Genomic DNA, 16,017 nt, shown 5'->3' on the forward strand with positions numbered 1-16,017 from the left:
TGCGCTGAAACGATTCAGTCTGAGTGTAAGTGAAACGATTCAGCTTGTCAGTAAAGGATGATTATCTGCACTTGGAAATGGGTTCCGGCTCACCAAAGCGAGAGATCACCGTCTATTGTCAGCAGGCAAGTTACCCAAAAATCGAGTTGAGTTGAGCCGGTACGCCGCGAGGTGAAGCCGGACCTGATGGAGAATCTCTATGTTGAAGTTGGCGCGACAGCAAATCCTGCTGGGGCAATCGGTGACGACCAAGGCGGACGCCATCGCCCTGCTGGCAAGCAAACTGACCGACGCCGGTCTGGTTGAAGCAGGTTACGTGGACGGCATGCTGGCGCGGGAAGCGCAGCACGCCACCTATCTTGGCAGCGGTATCGCCATTCCCCACGGCACCACGGACACCCGTCATCTGGTGAAGAGCACCGGTGTCATGGTGGCCCAGTTCCCCCACGGCATCGAGTGGGACGAGGGGCAGATTGCCTACGTCGCCATCGGCATCGCCGCCAAGTCCGACGAGCACCTGGGGATCTTGCGCCAGCTCACCCACGTGCTGGGTGACGAGCAGGCCGCAGCCCAGCTCAAGGGGGCGACCGACGAAGAGACCATCATCAATATCCTGACTGGCGCGACTGGCGCCAAAGAGGTGCAATACCTGACCCTGGCGGACTTCCCGGCCGACGACCAGGACCAGTTGCTGCTGGGGGCTGCGGCCCGCGCCAAATCCGCAGGCTGGGGAGACGCCGCCATGGTGAGCGCCCTCCTGGCCAGTCAGCCTGTTCACCTGGGGGAGGGCATCTGGCTGGCCCGTGCGCAAGCGGCCCAGACCGGTTGGGTGCTGGCCACCCCGAACACCCCGCTGAACGTCGGTGAATTGCCGGTCAGCGCCCTGCTACTGCTGTGTGCCGCAGATAGCGGCCATCTGCCGCAACTCGAGAATCTGGCCAAGCTGGCCGCAGCCGGCCAGCTGGCCACCCTCTCTGGCAGCGATGGTCTTGCCATGTTGCAGGCGGGTCCGGCGAGCGGGCTGTCCGAGACCTTCACCATCATCAACCCTCACGGTCTGCACGCCCGTCCGGGCGCCATGCTGGTCAAGGTGGCCAAGGAGTATGAATCCGACATCCGCGTCGCCAACCTCGATGGCAGCGGTGAAGCCGTCTCTGCCAAGAGCCTGATGAAGGTGATCGGGCTTGGGGTCAAGTGCGGTCATCGTCTGGCGTTTCGCGCCGAAGGAGCGGATGCCGAAGCAGCCCTCAAGGGCATTGGCGAAGCCATTGCCGCGGGTCTTGGCGAGGGGGCGCACTGATGGACATCGTCACCATCACCCTTAATCCCGCGCTCGATCTCACCACCAGTCTGAAGGCCATGCACCCTGGCGAGGTCAATCTGGTGAGCGAGGCCAACTTGCGCGCCGCGGGCAAGGGGATCAACGTCGCCATGGTCTTGAAAGATCTCGGCCGTGACGTAGGCCTGACCGGCTGGCTCGGTGAGGGCAACCAGCAGAGCTTCGTCTCCCTGTTCGAGGAACGTGCTCTTGCCGATCACTTCGTGCGCGTGGCGGGCGACACCCGGATCAACGTCAAGATCTCCGAACAATCCGGCCGGGTGACCGATCTCAATCTGCCGGGACTCGCGGTGCAGGAGGGCGATGTCAGCGCCCTGGAAGCGGCGCTGGAGCGACTGGCTCCCCACACTGACTGGTTCGTGCTGGCGGGCAGCCTGCCCAAAGGGGTGGCCCCCGATTACTGCGGCCATCTGATCCGTCTGCTCAAGGCCAAGGGCAAGCAGGTGATCTTCGATTGCAGCGGCGCGGCGTTGAGCGAAGGGATCAAGGCGGCGCCGACCCTGGTCAAACCCAACCTGGAAGAGCTGAGCCAGTGGGCGGGTCGCCCCGTGAAGACCCTGAGCGAGCAGGCCGAGTGCGCCCGCGCGCTGCAGGCAAGCGGGATCCCCAACGTGGTGATCTCCAATGGTGCCGACGGCCTCATCTGGTTTGCACCGGATGCCACCTGGCAGGCGATTCCACCGCGCATGGAGGTGGTCAGCACCGTGGGTGCCGGCGACTCCCTGGTGGCGGGCCTGGTCCATGGCATGAGCCTGGACTGGACGCCGGAGCAGACCCTGCGGCTGGCCACCGCCGTCTCGGCACTGGCGGTGAGCCAGGTCGCGGTCGGCTTCAACGATATCAATGTGCTCAAACCGTTACTCGAGCAGGTGCGCGTACAGCGTCTGGATGATCTGGCACCGACTCAACCCCAACCCCATTTGATGGCTAACTCAGGAGATGCCCAATGAAAGCAATTCTGGTTACGGCTTGCCCGGCGGGCATTGCCACCAGCTTTCTCGCTGCAAAACGGATAGAACAGCAGGCCAAACTGGCTGGCTGGGAGCTCACCCTCGACGTCGACTCCAGCGTGCAGCCCCGTCAGGTTCCCTCGAAAGAGCTGATTGCCGCCGCCGACCTGGTGCTGGTCGTTGCCAGCGCACCGGTGGATCTGGCCGCCTATGACGGCAAGTCGCTCTATCGGGGCGACATGGATCTGGCGCTCCAGGATCCCGCTGCCCTGCTGGACGCCGCGCGAAGCGGTGCCAGCGTCTATCGCCATGAGGCGGCACCTGCCGTTGCCAAACCGGCCAGCGGTGCCAAGCGCATCGTGGCGGTGACGGCCTGTCCGACCGGGGTGGCCCACACCTTCATGTCGGCCGAGGCCCTGGAGACCATGGCCAAGCAGCTGGGTCACCAGATCCGCGTCGAAACCCAGGGCTCGGTCGGTGCCCAGAATGCCTTGACGGCGGACGAGATTGCCGCCGCCGATCTGGTGTTCCTCGCCACTGACATCGAGGTGGACATGGCGCGCTTTGACGGCAAGCCGGTCTATCGCACCAGCACGGGGGCTGCCCTGAAGAAAACCCGGGCCGAGCTCGACAAGGCCTGGACCGAGGCGAAGATCTATCGCCACAGCGGCGCGGCTGCGGTCAAGAAAGAGGAAAAGGCGGGCCCCTACAAGCACCTGCTGACCGGTGTCTCCTTCATGTTGCCCATGGTGGTGGCGGGGGGCCTTATCATCGCGCTCTCCTTCATCTTCGGCATTGAAGCGTTCAAGGAAGAGGGGACGCTGGCCGCGGCCCTGATGAAGATCGGTGGCGGCTCCGCCTTCGCCTTGATGATCCCGGTGCTGGCAGGCTACATCGCCTACTCCATCGCCGACCGTCCGGGTCTGGCGCCCGGCATGATCGCCGGTATGCTGGCAAGCTCGCTCGGCGCCGGTTTCCTTGGCGGCATCGTCGGCGGCTTCCTCGCCGGTTACAGCGCCAAGTTCCTGAGCGACAAGGTGCGCCTGCCGGTCACCCTGGAAGCCCTCAAGCCCATCCTCATCATTCCGCTCTTTGCCAGCCTGTTCACCGGTCTGGTGATGATCTACGTGGTGGGTGGCCCGGTGGCGGGCATCATGAACGCCATGACCGAGTTCCTCAACAACATGGGCTCTGCCAACGCGGTGCTGCTGGGTGTCATCATCGGCGCCATGATGTGCTTCGACATGGGTGGCCCGGTCAACAAGGCGGCTTATGCTTTCGGTGTCGGCCTGCTCGCCTCCAAGACCTATGCCCCCATGGCAGCGGTCATGGCCGCCGGCATGGTGCCTGCACTGGGGATGGGGATCGCGACCTTCCTGGCCAGCAGAAAGTTCATCAAGGCGGAGCAGGAAGCGGGCAAGGCCTCCTTCGTGCTGGGTCTGTGCTTCATCTCCGAGGGGGCCATCCCGTTTGCCGCCAAGGACCCCATGCGCGTCATCCCGGCCTGCATGGCGGGCGGCGCCCTGACCGGTGCGCTCTCCATGCTGTTCGGCTGCGAGCTGGTGGCACCCCACGGCGGTCTGTTCGTGCTCTTCATCCCGAACGCCATCAGCCATGTGATGATGTACATCCTGGCGATCGCGGCCGGTTCTCTGGTGACCGGGGTGGCCTACGCCATGCTCAAGCGTGGCGAGGAGCAGGCCAAGCTGGCGACTGCCTGAGGACGTCACGGCGTGACACACCCTTCATGACAAGGCGGCCCTGGGGCCGCCTTTCTTGTTGAGGGGAGGGGCAAAGGGGGATTTAAAAATCCCAGCCCGGCGGGGGCGGCGGATCGGCCGCCTCTGCGGCCTGCGCCTTGCGGCGAGCGGCCTCGACCCTGGCCTTGCGGCTGCGGCACAGACGCATCACCTCCTGCTGCTGGGCAGGGGTCATGGCAAGCCAGTTGAAACGCTCCTCGCGGCTTCGCAGGCATCCCTTGCAATACCCCTTGTTGTTCAGTTCGCAGACCCCGACACAGGGGCTCTGGAGCGGGAAGATTTCGAGCTGTTCCATCCATGACCTCTCACACCTTGTCACCTTGTTATAACCCAGAAGATCACGGCAGGAGAAATCCGTCGTCAGGGGCGTGAAGGCGTTTGCTTTCCCCGGGCAATTTTGGCATCTTCCCCGCCGTGCAAGACACTCGGTGTTATATGAGGACATATGAATAGACATGCGTACTGGTTGGCCGCCGCCGTGGTGGGGCTGGCCGGTTGTGCGGGCAACCCTGAACCGGTCAAGGTGCCCCAGAAGAAGGCGGAATCCGGATGTTTTCTGAACTGCGAGATCCCTGTGAATCTGGGCAAGCAGTATCTGGATGGTGCCCTGCCGGGGGATCTGGTGCGGGTGGAGCGGGTCAACAGCCGCGCCCGCGCCGATTACAGCAAGTTCGGTCCCCAGAGCCGGCTGGTGATGGAACGCTCCGGCCGTATGGCGAGCCGCTATGGGGAGCTCTACCGTCAACTCTCACGCTGGGTCGCCAATGGGGGCAATCCCGCCCATATCACCCAGTACGGTATCAGCCTGGCCCAGCTTGGCGGTGCCGACCGCATGGGCAACGTGCTCTTCACCGGCTACTACTCGCCAGTGCTGGAGGTGCGCCATCGCCCGGACGCCCAGTACAAGTATCCCATCTATGCCATGCCCAACTGCGGCGGTCGCTGCCCGAGCCGGGCCGAGATCCACCGGGGGGCGCTGGCCAACCGGGGGCTGGAGCTGGGCTACAGCAAATCCCTCATCGACAACTTCCTGATGGACGTGCAGGGTTCCGGCTTCGTTCACTACGGCGATGACGACCGGTTGCAGTACCTCGGCTACAGCGGCAAGAACGGCCACGGCTATGTCAGCATTGGCCGGGTGCTCATCGACCGTGGCGAAGTGCCCAAGGAGCAGATGTCCATGAAGGCCATCAAGGAGTGGGCCAATCGTCAGCCGGAAGAGAGCGTGAAGGAGCTGGTGGAGCAGAACCCCTCCTATGTCTTCTTCGAGCGCCGTCCCACCAACGACGTGGTGGGGGCCGCCGGCATTCCGCTCTTGCCGATGGCGGCGGTGGCTGCCGACAAGACTCTGCTGCCCATGGGCACCCCTATCCTCGCGGAAGTACCGCTGCTGGACAAAGCAGGCAACTGGACCGGCAAGCACCAGCTGCGGCTGCTGATTGCGCTGGATGTGGGGGGCGCGGTGAAGAAGGGCCACCTCGATCTCTACCACGGTATGGGTGAGAAGGCCGGTGTCGCGGCCGGTCACTACAAGCACTTTGGCCGGGTCTGGAAGCTGGGTCTGCACCACGGGCCGACCGCCGCCCCCTGGTTGTAACGCCCCCGGGTTGTAATGTAAGAGGGTCATGGCCCCTCATTTCCCTCAAGAGACGGGACATTCCCATGAAAAAAGCCGCCGGAGCAATCCGGCGGCTTTTTGTTTGCGGGGCAGATCTGGCGACAAGGGCCGTCAGCCCTTTCGGATATCGAGCTTGATGGCGCCCACCGGCTGACAGCAGCAGGGGAGGCACTCCCCCTGGGAGACAAAGGCGAGCGGGACGGCGGCGTAGTGCACCTTGCCCGCCAGCAGCGGGGTGCGGCAGGCGCCGCAATAGCCGCTGCGGCACTGGAACTCCACGTGATGGCCGTGGCGCTCCAGGGTCTCCAGCACGCTTTCGCCGGGATGGGGGTGCAGCACACCGTCCAGGGTCTGTACCTGGGGGGCTTGCCCCTCCGGCGCCGTGGTGGCGGTATGCAGGGGCGAGTTCAGGGTGGCGGTGGCGTCACTCACGGACGTCGCTCTCCCGCATCATGGCCTGCCAGCAGAGGTCGCCTAGCATCACAGCTCGAAGTCACCCAGATCGTCGGCGTGCACTTCACTGTCTATCTGACCCACCAGATAGGAGCTTACTTCCACTTCCTGGGGCGCCACCTGCACGTTGTCGGAGGAGAGCCAGGTGTTGATCCAGGGGATGGGGTTCTGCTTGGTGCCGGCAAAGGCCGGTTGCAGGCCGACGGCCGCCATGCGCAGGTTGGTGATGTATTCCACGTACTGGCAGAGGATGTCCTTGTTCAGGCCGATCATGGAGCCATCCTGGAACAGGTACTCGGCCCACTCCTTCTCCTGCAGGGCTGCTTCCTTGAACAGCTCGAAGCAGGCCTGCTCGCACTCGACGGCGATCTCCGCCATGTCGGGGTCGTCGTTGCCGCTGCGCATCAGGTTCAGCATGTGCTGGGTGCCGGTCAGGTGCAGCGCTTCGTCACGGGCGATCATCTTGATGATCTTGGCATTGCCTTCCATCAGCTCGCGCTCGGCGAAGGCGAAGGAGCAGGCGAAGCTCACGTAGAAGCGGATTGCTTCGAGGGCGTTGACGCTCATCAGGCACAGGTAGAGCTTCTTCTTGAGCTCCCGAAGGCTGATGGTGACTTCGCGATCCCCGATCCGGTGGGTCCCCTCACCGTGCAGGTGATAGACGGAGGTGGCCTCGATGAGATCGTCATAGAAGTGGCTGATGGAGCCGGCGCGCTTCAAGATCTGCTCGTTGGTCACGATGTCGTCGAACACCTGGCCCGGGTTGTTGACGATGTTGCGGATGATGTGGGTGTAGGAGCGAGAGTGGATGGTCTCGGAGAAGGCCCAGGTCTCGATCCAGGTCTCCAGCTCCGGAATGGAGACCAGGGGCAGCAGGGCAACGTTGGGGCTGCGGCCCTGAATGGAATCCAGCAAGGTCTGGTACTTCAAGTTGGAGATGAAGATGTGCTGCTCGTGGGGCGGCAGAGCCTGGAAGTCGATGCGGTCGTGGGAGACGTCCACCTCTTCCGGGCGCCAGAAGAAGGAGAGCTGCTTCTCGATCAGCCGCTCGAAGATGTCGTGCTTTTGCTGATCATAACGGGCCACGTTGACTGACTGGCCGAAGAACATCGGCTCCTTGAGCTGATCGTTTTGGGTCTGGCAAAAAGTAGAGTAAGCCATGGTTCGAATGCCGTGAAATAGGGAAAACAGGAGGGCGGGAGCTTGATGCTCCCGCCCGGCTTATCAGTGCGTTTCGCGGTTAGATCTTGCAAGCCCCGCCAGCGCAGCCGTCATCTTGCAGATCGGTCTGGGTGTCGTCGGCACCATCACGGGTGTTGTGATAGTAGAGGGTCTTGAGACCGTATTTGTAGGCGGTCAGCAAGTCTTTGAGCAACTGCTTCATCGGCACCTTGTTGCCTTCGAAGCGGGCCGGGTCGTAGTTGGTGTTGGCGGAGATCGCCTGATCCACGAACTTCTGCATGATGCCGACCAGCTGCAGGTAACCGTCGACGCTCGGCTGTTTCCACAGCAGTTCGTACTGATCCTTCAGGCGGTGGTACTCCGGTACCACCTGCTTGAGGATGCCATCCTTGGAGGCTTTCACCGACACCAGGCCGCGGGGCGGCTCGATGCCGTTGGTGGCGTTGGAGATCTGGCTGGAGGTCTCGCTCGGCATCAGGGCGGTCAGGGTGGAGTTGCGCAGACCCACGGTCTTGATCTCTTCGCGCAAGGTTTCCCAGTCCAGGTGCAGGGGTTCATTGCACAGGGTGTCCAGATCCTTTTTATAGGTATCGATGGGCAGGATACCCTGGGCATAGGTGGTCTCGTTGAAGGCCGGGCAGGGGCCGAACTCGCGGGCCAGTTGCACGGAGGCCTTCAGCAGGTAGTACTGGATCGCCTCGAAGGTGCGGTGGGTCAGGGCCAGACCGGAACCGTCGGAGTAGCGGGCACCGTTTTTAGCCAGGTAGTAGGCGTAGTTGATGACGCCGATCCCCAGGGTGCGGCGGTTCATGCTGCCCTTCTTGGCGGCCTTGAGCGGGTAGTCCTGATAGTCGAGCAGGGCGTCCAAAGCGCGCACGGCCAGTTCGGCCATCTCTTCCAGATCTTCCAGCTTCTCGATGGCGCCCAGGTTGAAGGCGGAGAGGGTGCACAGGGCAATCTCGCCGTCCTCGTCATCCACGTTGTTGAGCGGCTTGGTGGGCAGCGCAATCTCGAGGCAGAGGTTGGACTGGCGTACCGGCGCCACGCTCGGATCGAACGGGCTGTGGGTGTTGCAGTGATCCACGTTCTGGATGTAGATGCGACCGGTACCGGCACGCTCCTGCATCATCAGGGAGAAGAGATCCACTGCCTTCAGGGTCTTCTTGCGAATGGCCGGATCCTGTTCGTACTTGACGTAGAGCGCTTCGAACTTGTCCTGGTCCGCAAAGAAGGCGTCATAGAGACCTGGTGCATCGGACGGGGAGAACAGGGTGATGTCACCGCCCTTGATGAGGCGCTGGTACATCAGCTTGTTGATCTGCACGCCGTAGTCCATGTGACGGACCCGGTTCTCTTCCACGCCGCGGTTGTTCTTCAGTACCAGCAGGCTCTCCACCTCGGTGTGCCACAGCGGGTAGAACAGGGTGGCCGCACCACCGCGCACGCCGCCCTGAGAGCAGCACTTCACCGCAGTCTGGAAGTATTTGTAGAAGGGGATGCAGCCGGTGTGGAAGGCTTCGCCGCCACGGATGGGGCTGCCCAGACCACGGATGCGGCCGGCGTTGATGCCGATGCCGGCGCGCTGGGAAACATAACGCACGATGGCGCTGGCGGTGGCATTGATGGAATCCAGGCTGTCGTCGCACTCGATCAGCACGCAGGAGCTGAACTGGCGGGTCGGGGTGCGCACGCCGCTCATGATCGGGGTCGGCAGGGAGATCTTGAAGGTCGAGACCGCATCATAGAAGCGCTTGATGTAGTCCAGACGAGTATCTTTCGGATACTTGGAGAAGAGGCAGGCCGCTACCAGGATGTAGAGGAACTGCGGGCTCTCGTAGATCTCGCCGGTGACGCGGTTCTGTACCAGGTACTTGCCTTCGAGCTGCTTGACCGCCGCGTAGGAGAAGTCCATGTCGCGCCAGTGATCGAGGTAGCCGTTCAGCTCCTCAAATTCCGCCTGGGTGTAGTCTTCAAGCAGGTGCTTGTCGTACTTGCCCATGTCCACCAGTCTGGCGACGTGCTGATACAGGTGGGGCGGCTCGAACTGGCCGTAGGCCTTCTTGCGCAGGTGGAAGATGGCCAGACGGGCAGCCATGTACTGGTAGTCCGGGCTTTGCTCGGAGATGAGGTCAGCAGCAGCCTTGATGATGGTCTCGTGGATGTCGGCGGTACGGATACCGTCATAGAACTGGATGTGGGACTTGAGCTCCACCTGGGAGACCGACACGTTGTCGAGCTTCTCGGCAGCCCAGTCGAGCACACGGTGAATTTTATCCAGATCGATGGGTTCTTTGTGTCCGTTACGCTTCGTCACAAACAAGTTCATTGGCTGATGACCCCTTTCATTGATACCTGCCGGTATCGGTTGATTCCCGAAAAGCCATCGCACAATGGCGCAACCCGGCTCCGTCTGTCGAGGGAAACTGGGCAGGGATTGTGCGATGAATCACAAGATGTAGTGTTATTTTTAATGCGAACTACAAGATAGTGAGGTCGATACGGTAATGCAATCTGTGGATAAAGCATTAGCTGTGGATAAATTGTGGGTGTCGGGACGGGAGTTAGTGGACGCTCACAGCGAACGGGTTTTCATCCGTCCGATCCGTCAAATGCAAGTCCGGCGATCGAAGATGGAAAATTAAAATAACTTTTTTTGCTTGCGAAAGCAGGGTGTTTTTACTAGCAAATCCGGCCTGCTCATCCCTTGTGCAGTCAGGGTCAAAAGGTGTCCTGTTACGCCGTTCGGGGGGTTGCCAAGCCCGTAAAAAGAGGGATCGTCCGGGATCCCTCTGGTGCGCTGCGGGGGGATCTGCGCATCGGGGCAGATGTCCGCACTGCCATCGGAACATCATCAAAGTTGCCCCGCAGATCCGCCTCTATCCGGATGCCTTGTCGGACATGGGCATGGACGTCAGCTCAGCTCGTAACGCAGCCAGTGGTGCAGGGCCTGCACGGTATCAAAGTGAAGATCGGCGCCCCAGAGGGCCGGATCCTCGTCATCATTGAGATAACCCCAGCCAGCCACTGCGGTACGCATGCCGGCATTGCGGCCGGCCTCGATGTCGCGCACGTGATCCCCCACATAGAGACACTGGCTCGCCGCGATGCCGAGGCGCTCGCAGGCAAAGAACATGGGGGCGGGGTCGGGCTTGCGCACCGGCAAGGTGTCGGCGCTCACCGTCACGCCGCAACTGGCGAGTTCGGGCAGGGCTGCCAGGAGCGGTTCGCTGAGAAAGCCCGGCTTGTTGGTGACAATGCCCCAGGGCAGCTTTTTATCGTCGAGCCACTCGATGAGATCCACCATGCCTTCATAGGGGCGGGTGCCGACGCAGAGGTTGGCGGCGTAGTAGTCGAGCAGGGTGGTGCGAAGGCGGGTGGCCCCCAGCTCCTCGAGCAGCTCGTCCCCAAGACCGGCCCTGAGCAGCCCGAGGGCCCCGTGGGAGGTGGTCTGACGGATGATGTCGTCAGAGAGAGGGGCAAAGCCTTCGCTTATCAGCACGTGATTGACGGCGGCGCCAAGGTCTGGGGCGGTGTCGAGCAGGGTGCCGTCCAGATCAAACAGCACGCAGCCAAGGGGCATCGGGTGAGGTGTGCTCATCAGCCTTGCTCCGGGCGCTCGAACGCCACCATGTAGTTGACGTCGACATTCTTGCCGAGCTTGAAGCTGTTGGAGAGCGGGGCGTAGTGAACGCCACTCATGTCCCGCACCAGCAGGCCCGCCGCTTCCCCCATGCGACACAGTTCGGCGGGGGTGATGAACTTCTTGTGATCGTGAGTGCCCTTGGGGACCATCTTCAACAGGTACTCGGCCCCGAGGATCATCATCAGATAGGCTTTGGGGTTGCGGTTGATGGTGGAGACGAACACCTTGCCCCCCGGCCGTACCAGGGTGGCGATGGCGCGCAGCACCGAGGCCGGGTCCGGCACGTGCTCCAGCATCTCCATGCAGGTAACCACGTCATACTGGCCAGGCGCTTCATCGGCGTGGGCTTCGGCGGTGCTCTGGCGGTACTCGAGCTCCACACCTTGTTCCAGCGCGTGCAGGCGGGCGACGCCGAGGGGTTCCTTGCCCATGTCGATGCCGGTGACCCGGGCCCCCCGGCGGGCCATGCTCTCGGAGAGGATGCCGCCACCGCAGCCGATGTCGAGCACGCGCTTGCCAAACAGGCCGCCGCTCTTGTCGGTGATCCAGTCAAGGCGCACCGGGTTGATTTGATGCAGCGGCTTGAATTCGCCCTCCATGTCCCACCAGCGGGAGGCGATGGCTTCAAATTTGGCGATTTCTGTCAGATCGACATTGGCATCACTATTCATGTTTTGATGATCCTGTGGCAAGGCGCGCAGCGGGCTGGGCGCGCGCAATCTATTGTCCTGGCGCGCATTATAACGGACCGACCTCGTCGCACCAGCCCGATGTGCTCATCGGATTTGTGGCTTAATGTATTTGGCTCAGTGTGTTACCATGTCGCGCTGTTTAAGCCAAAGAACAACTAATTAGGGATTAAGGCTTTCTATGAGCGATCTGGCCAGAGAGATCACGCCGGTCAACATCGAAGAAGAGCTCAAGAGTTCCTATCTGGATTACGCCATGAGCGTGATCGTAGGACGAGCTCTGCCGGATGTGCGTGATGGCTTGAAACCGGTTCACCGCCGCGTTCTGTATGCAATGAACGAGCTGGGGAACGACTGGAACAAGCCCTATAAAAAATCGGCCCGTGTGGTCGGTGACGTAATCGGTAAATATCACCCGCATGGCGACATCGCCGTGTATAACACCATCGTCCGGATGGCGCAGGATTTCTCCATGCGCTACATGCTGGTCGACGGTCAGGGCAACTTCGGTTCGGTGGACGGCGACAACGCCGCGGCCATGCGTTACACCGAAGTGCGGATGGCGCGCATCTCCCACGAGCTGCTGGCCGATCTGGACAAAGAGACCGTGGACTGGGTGCCGAACTACGACGGTACCGAGATGATCCCGGCTGTCATGCCCACCAAGGTCCCCACCTTGCTGGTCAACGGCTCCTCCGGTATCGCGGTGGGCATGGCGACCAACATCCCGCCTCACAACCTCACCGAGATTGTCAACGGTTGCCTGGCGCTGATCGAAAACGGCGACCTCACCATTGACGAGCTGATGACCCATGTCACCGGCCCGGATTTCCCCACCGGCGGCATCATCAACGGTCGTTCCGGCATCGTGCAGGCGTACCGTACCGGTCGCGGCTCCGTCTATGTGCGGGCCAAGGCTGAAGTGGAGGTGGACGAGAAGACCAGTCGCGAGACCATCATCGTTCACGAGATCCCCTATCAGGTGAACAAGGCTCGCCTGATCGAGAAGATCGCCGAGCTGGTCAAAGAGAAGAAAATCGAGGGCATCAGCGCCCTGCGCGATGAGTCCGACAAAGACGGCATGCGCATCGTCATCGAGATCAAGCGCGGCGAGTCCGGCGAGATTGTGCTGAACAATCTCTACAAGCACACCCAGATGCAGACCACGTTCGGCATCAACATGGTGGCGCTGGACAACAACCAGCCCAAGGTGATGAACCTCAAAGAGATCCTGGATGCGTTCCTGCTGCACCGCCGTGAAGTGGTGACCCGCCGGACCGTGTTCGAGCTGCGCAAGGCGCGGGATCGGGCGCACATCCTGGAAGGGTTGGCGGTGGCATTGGCCAACATCGACCCCATCATCGAGCTCATTCGCCACAGTGCGACCCCGGCGGATGCGAAAGCCGCCCTGGTAGCCAAGGGCTGGGAGCTCGGCAACGTGGCCGCCATGCTGGAAAAAGCGGGCGACGACGCGGCTCGCCCCGAGTGGCTGGAGCCGGAGTTCGGCATCCGTGAAGGGCAGTACTTCCTGACCGAGATCCAGGCCCAGGCCATCCTTGACCTGCGTCTGCACAAGCTGACCGGCCTCGAGCACGAGAAGATCCTGGAAGAGTACCAATCTCTGCTGGATCTCATCGCCGAGCTGCTGCACATCCTGGCAAGCCCGGAACGCCTGATGGAAGTGATCCGTGACGAGCTGCTGGCCGTGCGCGAGCAGTACGGCGACGAGCGTCGCACCGAGATCAGCATGTCCAGTGCCGAGATCAACATCGAAGATCTGATCACCCCGGAAGACGTGGTCGTTACCTTGTCTCACCAGGGCTATGTGAAGTATCAGCCGCTCTCCGATTACGAGGCCCAGCGCCGCGGTGGTCGTGGCAAGTCGGCCACCCGGATCAAGGAAGAGGACTTTGTGGAGCGTCTGCTGGTGGCCAACACCCACGACACCATTCTGTGCTTCTCCACCCGTGGCAAGGTCTACTGGCTCAAGGTGTATCAGCTACCGGAAGCGTCCCGTGGCGCCCGCGGTCGTCCGATCATCAACCTGCTGCCGCTGGATGAGGGTGAGCGCATCACCGCCATCCTGCCGGTGAAAGAATATGACGCCGACAAGTATGTCTTCTTCGCCACCGCCAACGGCACCGTGAAGAAGACCAGCCTGTCTGACTTCAGCCGTCCGCTCTCCTCCGGTATCCGTGCCATCAACCTCAAAGAGGGTGATGAGCTGATCGGGGTGGACATCACCGATGGCAGCAACGAGATCATGCTCTTCTCCGATGCGGGCAAGGTGGTTCGCTTTGCGGAAGGCAGTGGTCGTGCCGATGCCGATGCCACTGACGAAGTCGACACCGACGACGACGCCGGCAACGACGATGACGGCAGCGACAACGGCGAAGGCACCGAAAGCAAAGGCACCTTCAAGGGCGTACGTCCCATGGGTCGTACCGCTGCCGGTGTGCGCGGCATCAAGCTGGGCGCCGGTGACAAGGTGGTCTCCCTCATCGTGCCCCGTGGTGATGGTGCCATCCTCACCGCCACCGAGAACGGTTACGGCAAGCGTACCGCGCTGGACGAGTACCCGACCAAGAGCCGTGGTACCCAGGGCGTCATCTCCATCAAGGTGGATGAGCGCAACGGCAAGGTGATCGATGCGATCCAGGTCGAAGATACCGACCAGATCATGCTGATCACCAACGGCGGTACCCTGGTTCGTACCCGGGTGTCCGAGGTGAGCGTCATCGGCCGCAACACCGGCGGTGTGCGTCTGATCCGTACCGGTGAAGACGAGACCGTAGTCGGCCTGCAGCGCGTTGCCGAGAGCGACGAAGAGGAAACCGAGGCCCTGGCTGTTGAAGGGGAGGTGTCTGAAGGCACCGACACCGCAGCGGACGCTGGCGCCGTCGATACCGGGGAGGCGGGCGACGAGTAATCGTCCCCCTTTGTCCGGTGCAAAAGAGCGACCTTGATGGTCGCTCTTTTTTTGTCCGCCTCACCGCAGGCTCTCCCCGTCCTTGTGCTTGCCCAGCAGCTCTCTTCTCTGCTGCCCGGCTCCGTCTGCCGTGCATGCAGCCCTGCCTGCCACGGCGTCATCTTCCTGATATGCAGGGTTGGTCCCATCGCATCAACACGATTCCTTCACTCGACTGTCATGGCCCTGTCATGACGGCCAGCCATGCTGCCTGCGTTGAATGAGGCCACCACAGAGGCAGGCATCGCTTGCCAGGAGCACTGTTATGACGAGCTGGGTAATGTGGGAGATCTGGTGGAGCCGGATGTGGGGAGGGCAGGAGAAGGTGCGCCTTAGGGTGGATGAGGAGGAGGTGGCGCACGAGCCATCCCGCCTGCCTGCGGAGCTGATTGCACGGCGCCACCCAGCGGGGAGCTGCCCGCCGAGACCACGGAGCTGACGGCGCTCAGAACAGACGCAACTGCTCGCCCGGGCGGATGAAGGCGGCCGTATTGAGTGCTATATGGCGCTTGCCCAGTTGCAGCCGCCTGCTGATCAGGCGAAAGCGCTGGGCGAGCAGGTCGGCAAACTGTCCTTCACCTCGCATGCGGCTACCAAAGGTGGCGCTGTTGAGTGCGCCACCCCGGCTTGCCCGCAGCTAGTTGAGGATCGCCTCTTTCTGGCCGGGATAGTGCGTATCGAGCCAGTCGCAAAAGAGGGTGGTGAGCTCGTGGGGCAATCGCAGCAAGATGTAATCCGCACAGCCCGCCCCGGCGTCGACGGCGGCCTTGATGATCTGTTCCAGTTCCTGCTCGTTGAGCCTGGGGATCATGGGGGCGGCGAGCACGCCGACCGGCACACCGGCCTTGGCCAGTCGTTCGATCACCTTGATCCGCCCAACCCCCGTGCTGGCCCTGGGCTCCAGCTGTCGCCTCAACGTCTCATTGAGGGTGGTGACCGACACCATCACCTGGCATAACCCTTCCCGGGCCAGCTCGGTCAGCAGATCGAGGTCGCGCAGGATCATGGCGCTCTTGGTGATGAGCCCTACTGGATGGCGATGAGCCAGCATCACCGTCAGGAGTTCGCGAGTCAGGCGATAGTGGTGCTCGATGGGTTGATAGGGATCGGTATTGGCCCCCAGCACGATGGTTTGTGGCTGATAGGCTGGCTTGGCAAACTCCCGTCGCAGCAGCTCGGCAGCATTGATTTTGGCAAACAGCTTGCTCTCGAAATCCAGCCCGGGGGAGAGCTCAAGGTAGGCGTGGCTGGGTCTGGCATAGCAGTAGATGCAGCCATCTTAAATGCGAAAGGGGACTCCCTCCGACGTAGGTGGGAGGGGAATTTCGCCGGGGCGTCAGCCCCGCTGGTTTTGAATGTATTGCTTGATCACCTCCAACGGTGCTCCGCCGCAAGAGCCCGCAAAGTAAGAGCGT

Annotated in this window: 13 protein-coding genes and 1 pseudogene; 6 read left to right on the top strand and 8 right to left on the bottom strand. The window is 62.0% G+C overall.

What is annotated here, in order from left to right; all coding sequences use genetic code 11:
• Positions 1–199 precede the first annotated feature (199 nt).
• Genes fruB through fruA form a run of 3 tightly spaced genes read left to right on the top strand, consistent with a single transcriptional unit; the run spans position 200 to position 4,010 of the window.
• Positions 200–1,300, top strand: coding sequence for a fused PTS fructose transporter subunit IIA/HPr protein (gene fruB, locus J9889_RS18750; RefSeq protein WP_052816234.1), 1,101 nt, complete (start codon positions 200–202; stop codon positions 1,298–1,300).
• Complete coding sequence (gene pfkB, locus J9889_RS18755; protein WP_210557682.1) at positions 1,300–2,289, top strand: 1-phosphofructokinase; 990 nt, start codon at positions 1,300–1,302, stop codon at positions 2,287–2,289. The genes fruB and pfkB overlap by 1 nt, the downstream gene beginning before the upstream one ends.
• Complete coding sequence (gene fruA / locus J9889_RS18760; RefSeq protein ID WP_052816229.1) at positions 2,286–4,010, top strand: PTS fructose transporter subunit IIBC; 1,725 nt, start codon at positions 2,286–2,288, stop codon at positions 4,008–4,010. The genes pfkB and fruA overlap by 4 nt, the downstream gene beginning before the upstream one ends.
• A gap of 82 nt (positions 4,011–4,092) precedes the next feature.
• Here fruA and J9889_RS18765 read toward each other — a convergent pair whose 3' ends face one another.
• Entirely contained in the window at positions 4,093–4,344 is a 252-nt protein-coding gene (locus J9889_RS18765; protein WP_039040754.1) for a DUF1289 domain-containing protein, read from the bottom strand.
• Positions 4,345–4,494: 150 nt separating this feature from the next.
• Between J9889_RS18765 and mltA the strand changes: the two genes are divergently transcribed.
• A complete protein-coding gene (mltA, locus tag J9889_RS18770) occupies positions 4,495–5,646 on the top strand; it encodes a murein transglycosylase A (RefSeq protein WP_052816227.1) in 1,152 nt (383 codons plus the stop codon).
• Between the two features lie 132 nt (positions 5,647–5,778).
• Here mltA and yfaE read toward each other — a convergent pair whose 3' ends face one another.
• The 5 genes from yfaE to ubiG all read right to left on the bottom strand — a co-directional run bounded on the left by yfaE (position 5,779) and on the right by ubiG (position 11,616).
• Positions 5,779–6,078, bottom strand: coding sequence for a class I ribonucleotide reductase maintenance protein YfaE (yfaE, locus tag J9889_RS18775; RefSeq protein ID WP_270804653.1), 300 nt, complete (start codon positions 6,076–6,078; stop codon positions 5,779–5,781).
• 69 nt (positions 6,079–6,147) lie between these two features.
• A complete protein-coding gene (gene nrdB / locus J9889_RS18780; protein WP_010674816.1) occupies positions 6,148–7,281 on the bottom strand; it encodes a class Ia ribonucleoside-diphosphate reductase subunit beta in 1,134 nt (377 codons plus the stop codon).
• A gap of 79 nt (positions 7,282–7,360) precedes the next feature.
• Complete coding sequence (gene nrdA / locus J9889_RS18785) at positions 7,361–9,628, bottom strand: class 1a ribonucleoside-diphosphate reductase subunit alpha (protein ID WP_010674815.1); 2,268 nt, start codon at positions 9,626–9,628, stop codon at positions 7,361–7,363.
• A 585-nt stretch (positions 9,629–10,213) separates the two neighbouring features.
• On the bottom strand, positions 10,214–10,900 hold the full coding sequence (locus J9889_RS18790; RefSeq protein WP_052816222.1) for an HAD-IA family hydrolase: 687 nt from the start codon (positions 10,898–10,900) through the stop codon (positions 10,214–10,216).
• Positions 10,900–11,616 (bottom strand): bifunctional 2-polyprenyl-6-hydroxyphenol methylase/3-demethylubiquinol 3-O-methyltransferase UbiG, encoded by a 717-nt coding sequence (gene ubiG, locus J9889_RS18795; RefSeq protein ID WP_052816220.1) that lies wholly within the window; start codon positions 11,614–11,616, stop codon positions 10,900–10,902. The genes J9889_RS18790 and ubiG overlap by 1 nt, the downstream gene beginning before the upstream one ends.
• A 199-nt stretch (positions 11,617–11,815) precedes the next feature.
• Here ubiG and gyrA point away from each other — a divergent pair, with 199 nt between their 5' ends.
• Both gyrA and J9889_RS18805 read left to right on the top strand, forming a co-directional pair.
• Positions 11,816–14,563: a DNA topoisomerase (ATP-hydrolyzing) subunit A gene (gyrA, locus tag J9889_RS18800; RefSeq protein WP_210557684.1), complete on the top strand. Its 2,748-nt coding sequence runs from the start codon at positions 11,816–11,818 to the stop codon at positions 14,561–14,563.
• 304 nt (positions 14,564–14,867) lie between these two features.
• Positions 14,868–15,041 (top strand): hypothetical protein, encoded by a 174-nt coding sequence (locus J9889_RS18805; RefSeq protein ID WP_171865703.1) that lies wholly within the window; start codon positions 14,868–14,870, stop codon positions 15,039–15,041.
• A gap of 6 nt (positions 15,042–15,047) precedes the next feature.
• On the opposite strand, the pseudogene J9889_RS18810 reads toward J9889_RS18805, so the two are convergent.
• Both J9889_RS18810 and J9889_RS18815 read right to left on the bottom strand, forming a co-directional pair.
• Positions 15,048–15,878, bottom strand: a pseudogene (locus J9889_RS18810) (PA0069 family radical SAM protein); the annotation flags it as partial.
• Positions 15,879–15,938: 60 nt separating this feature from the next.
• Positions 15,939–16,017 (bottom strand): transposase (locus tag J9889_RS18815; RefSeq protein ID WP_210538172.1); only part of this gene is annotated, 79 nt, incomplete at its 5' end.

This window comes from Aeromonas sp. PrichA-15, assembly GCF_017939245.1.
Taxonomy (GTDB): domain Bacteria; phylum Pseudomonadota; class Gammaproteobacteria; order Enterobacterales; family Aeromonadaceae; genus Aeromonas; species Aeromonas caviae.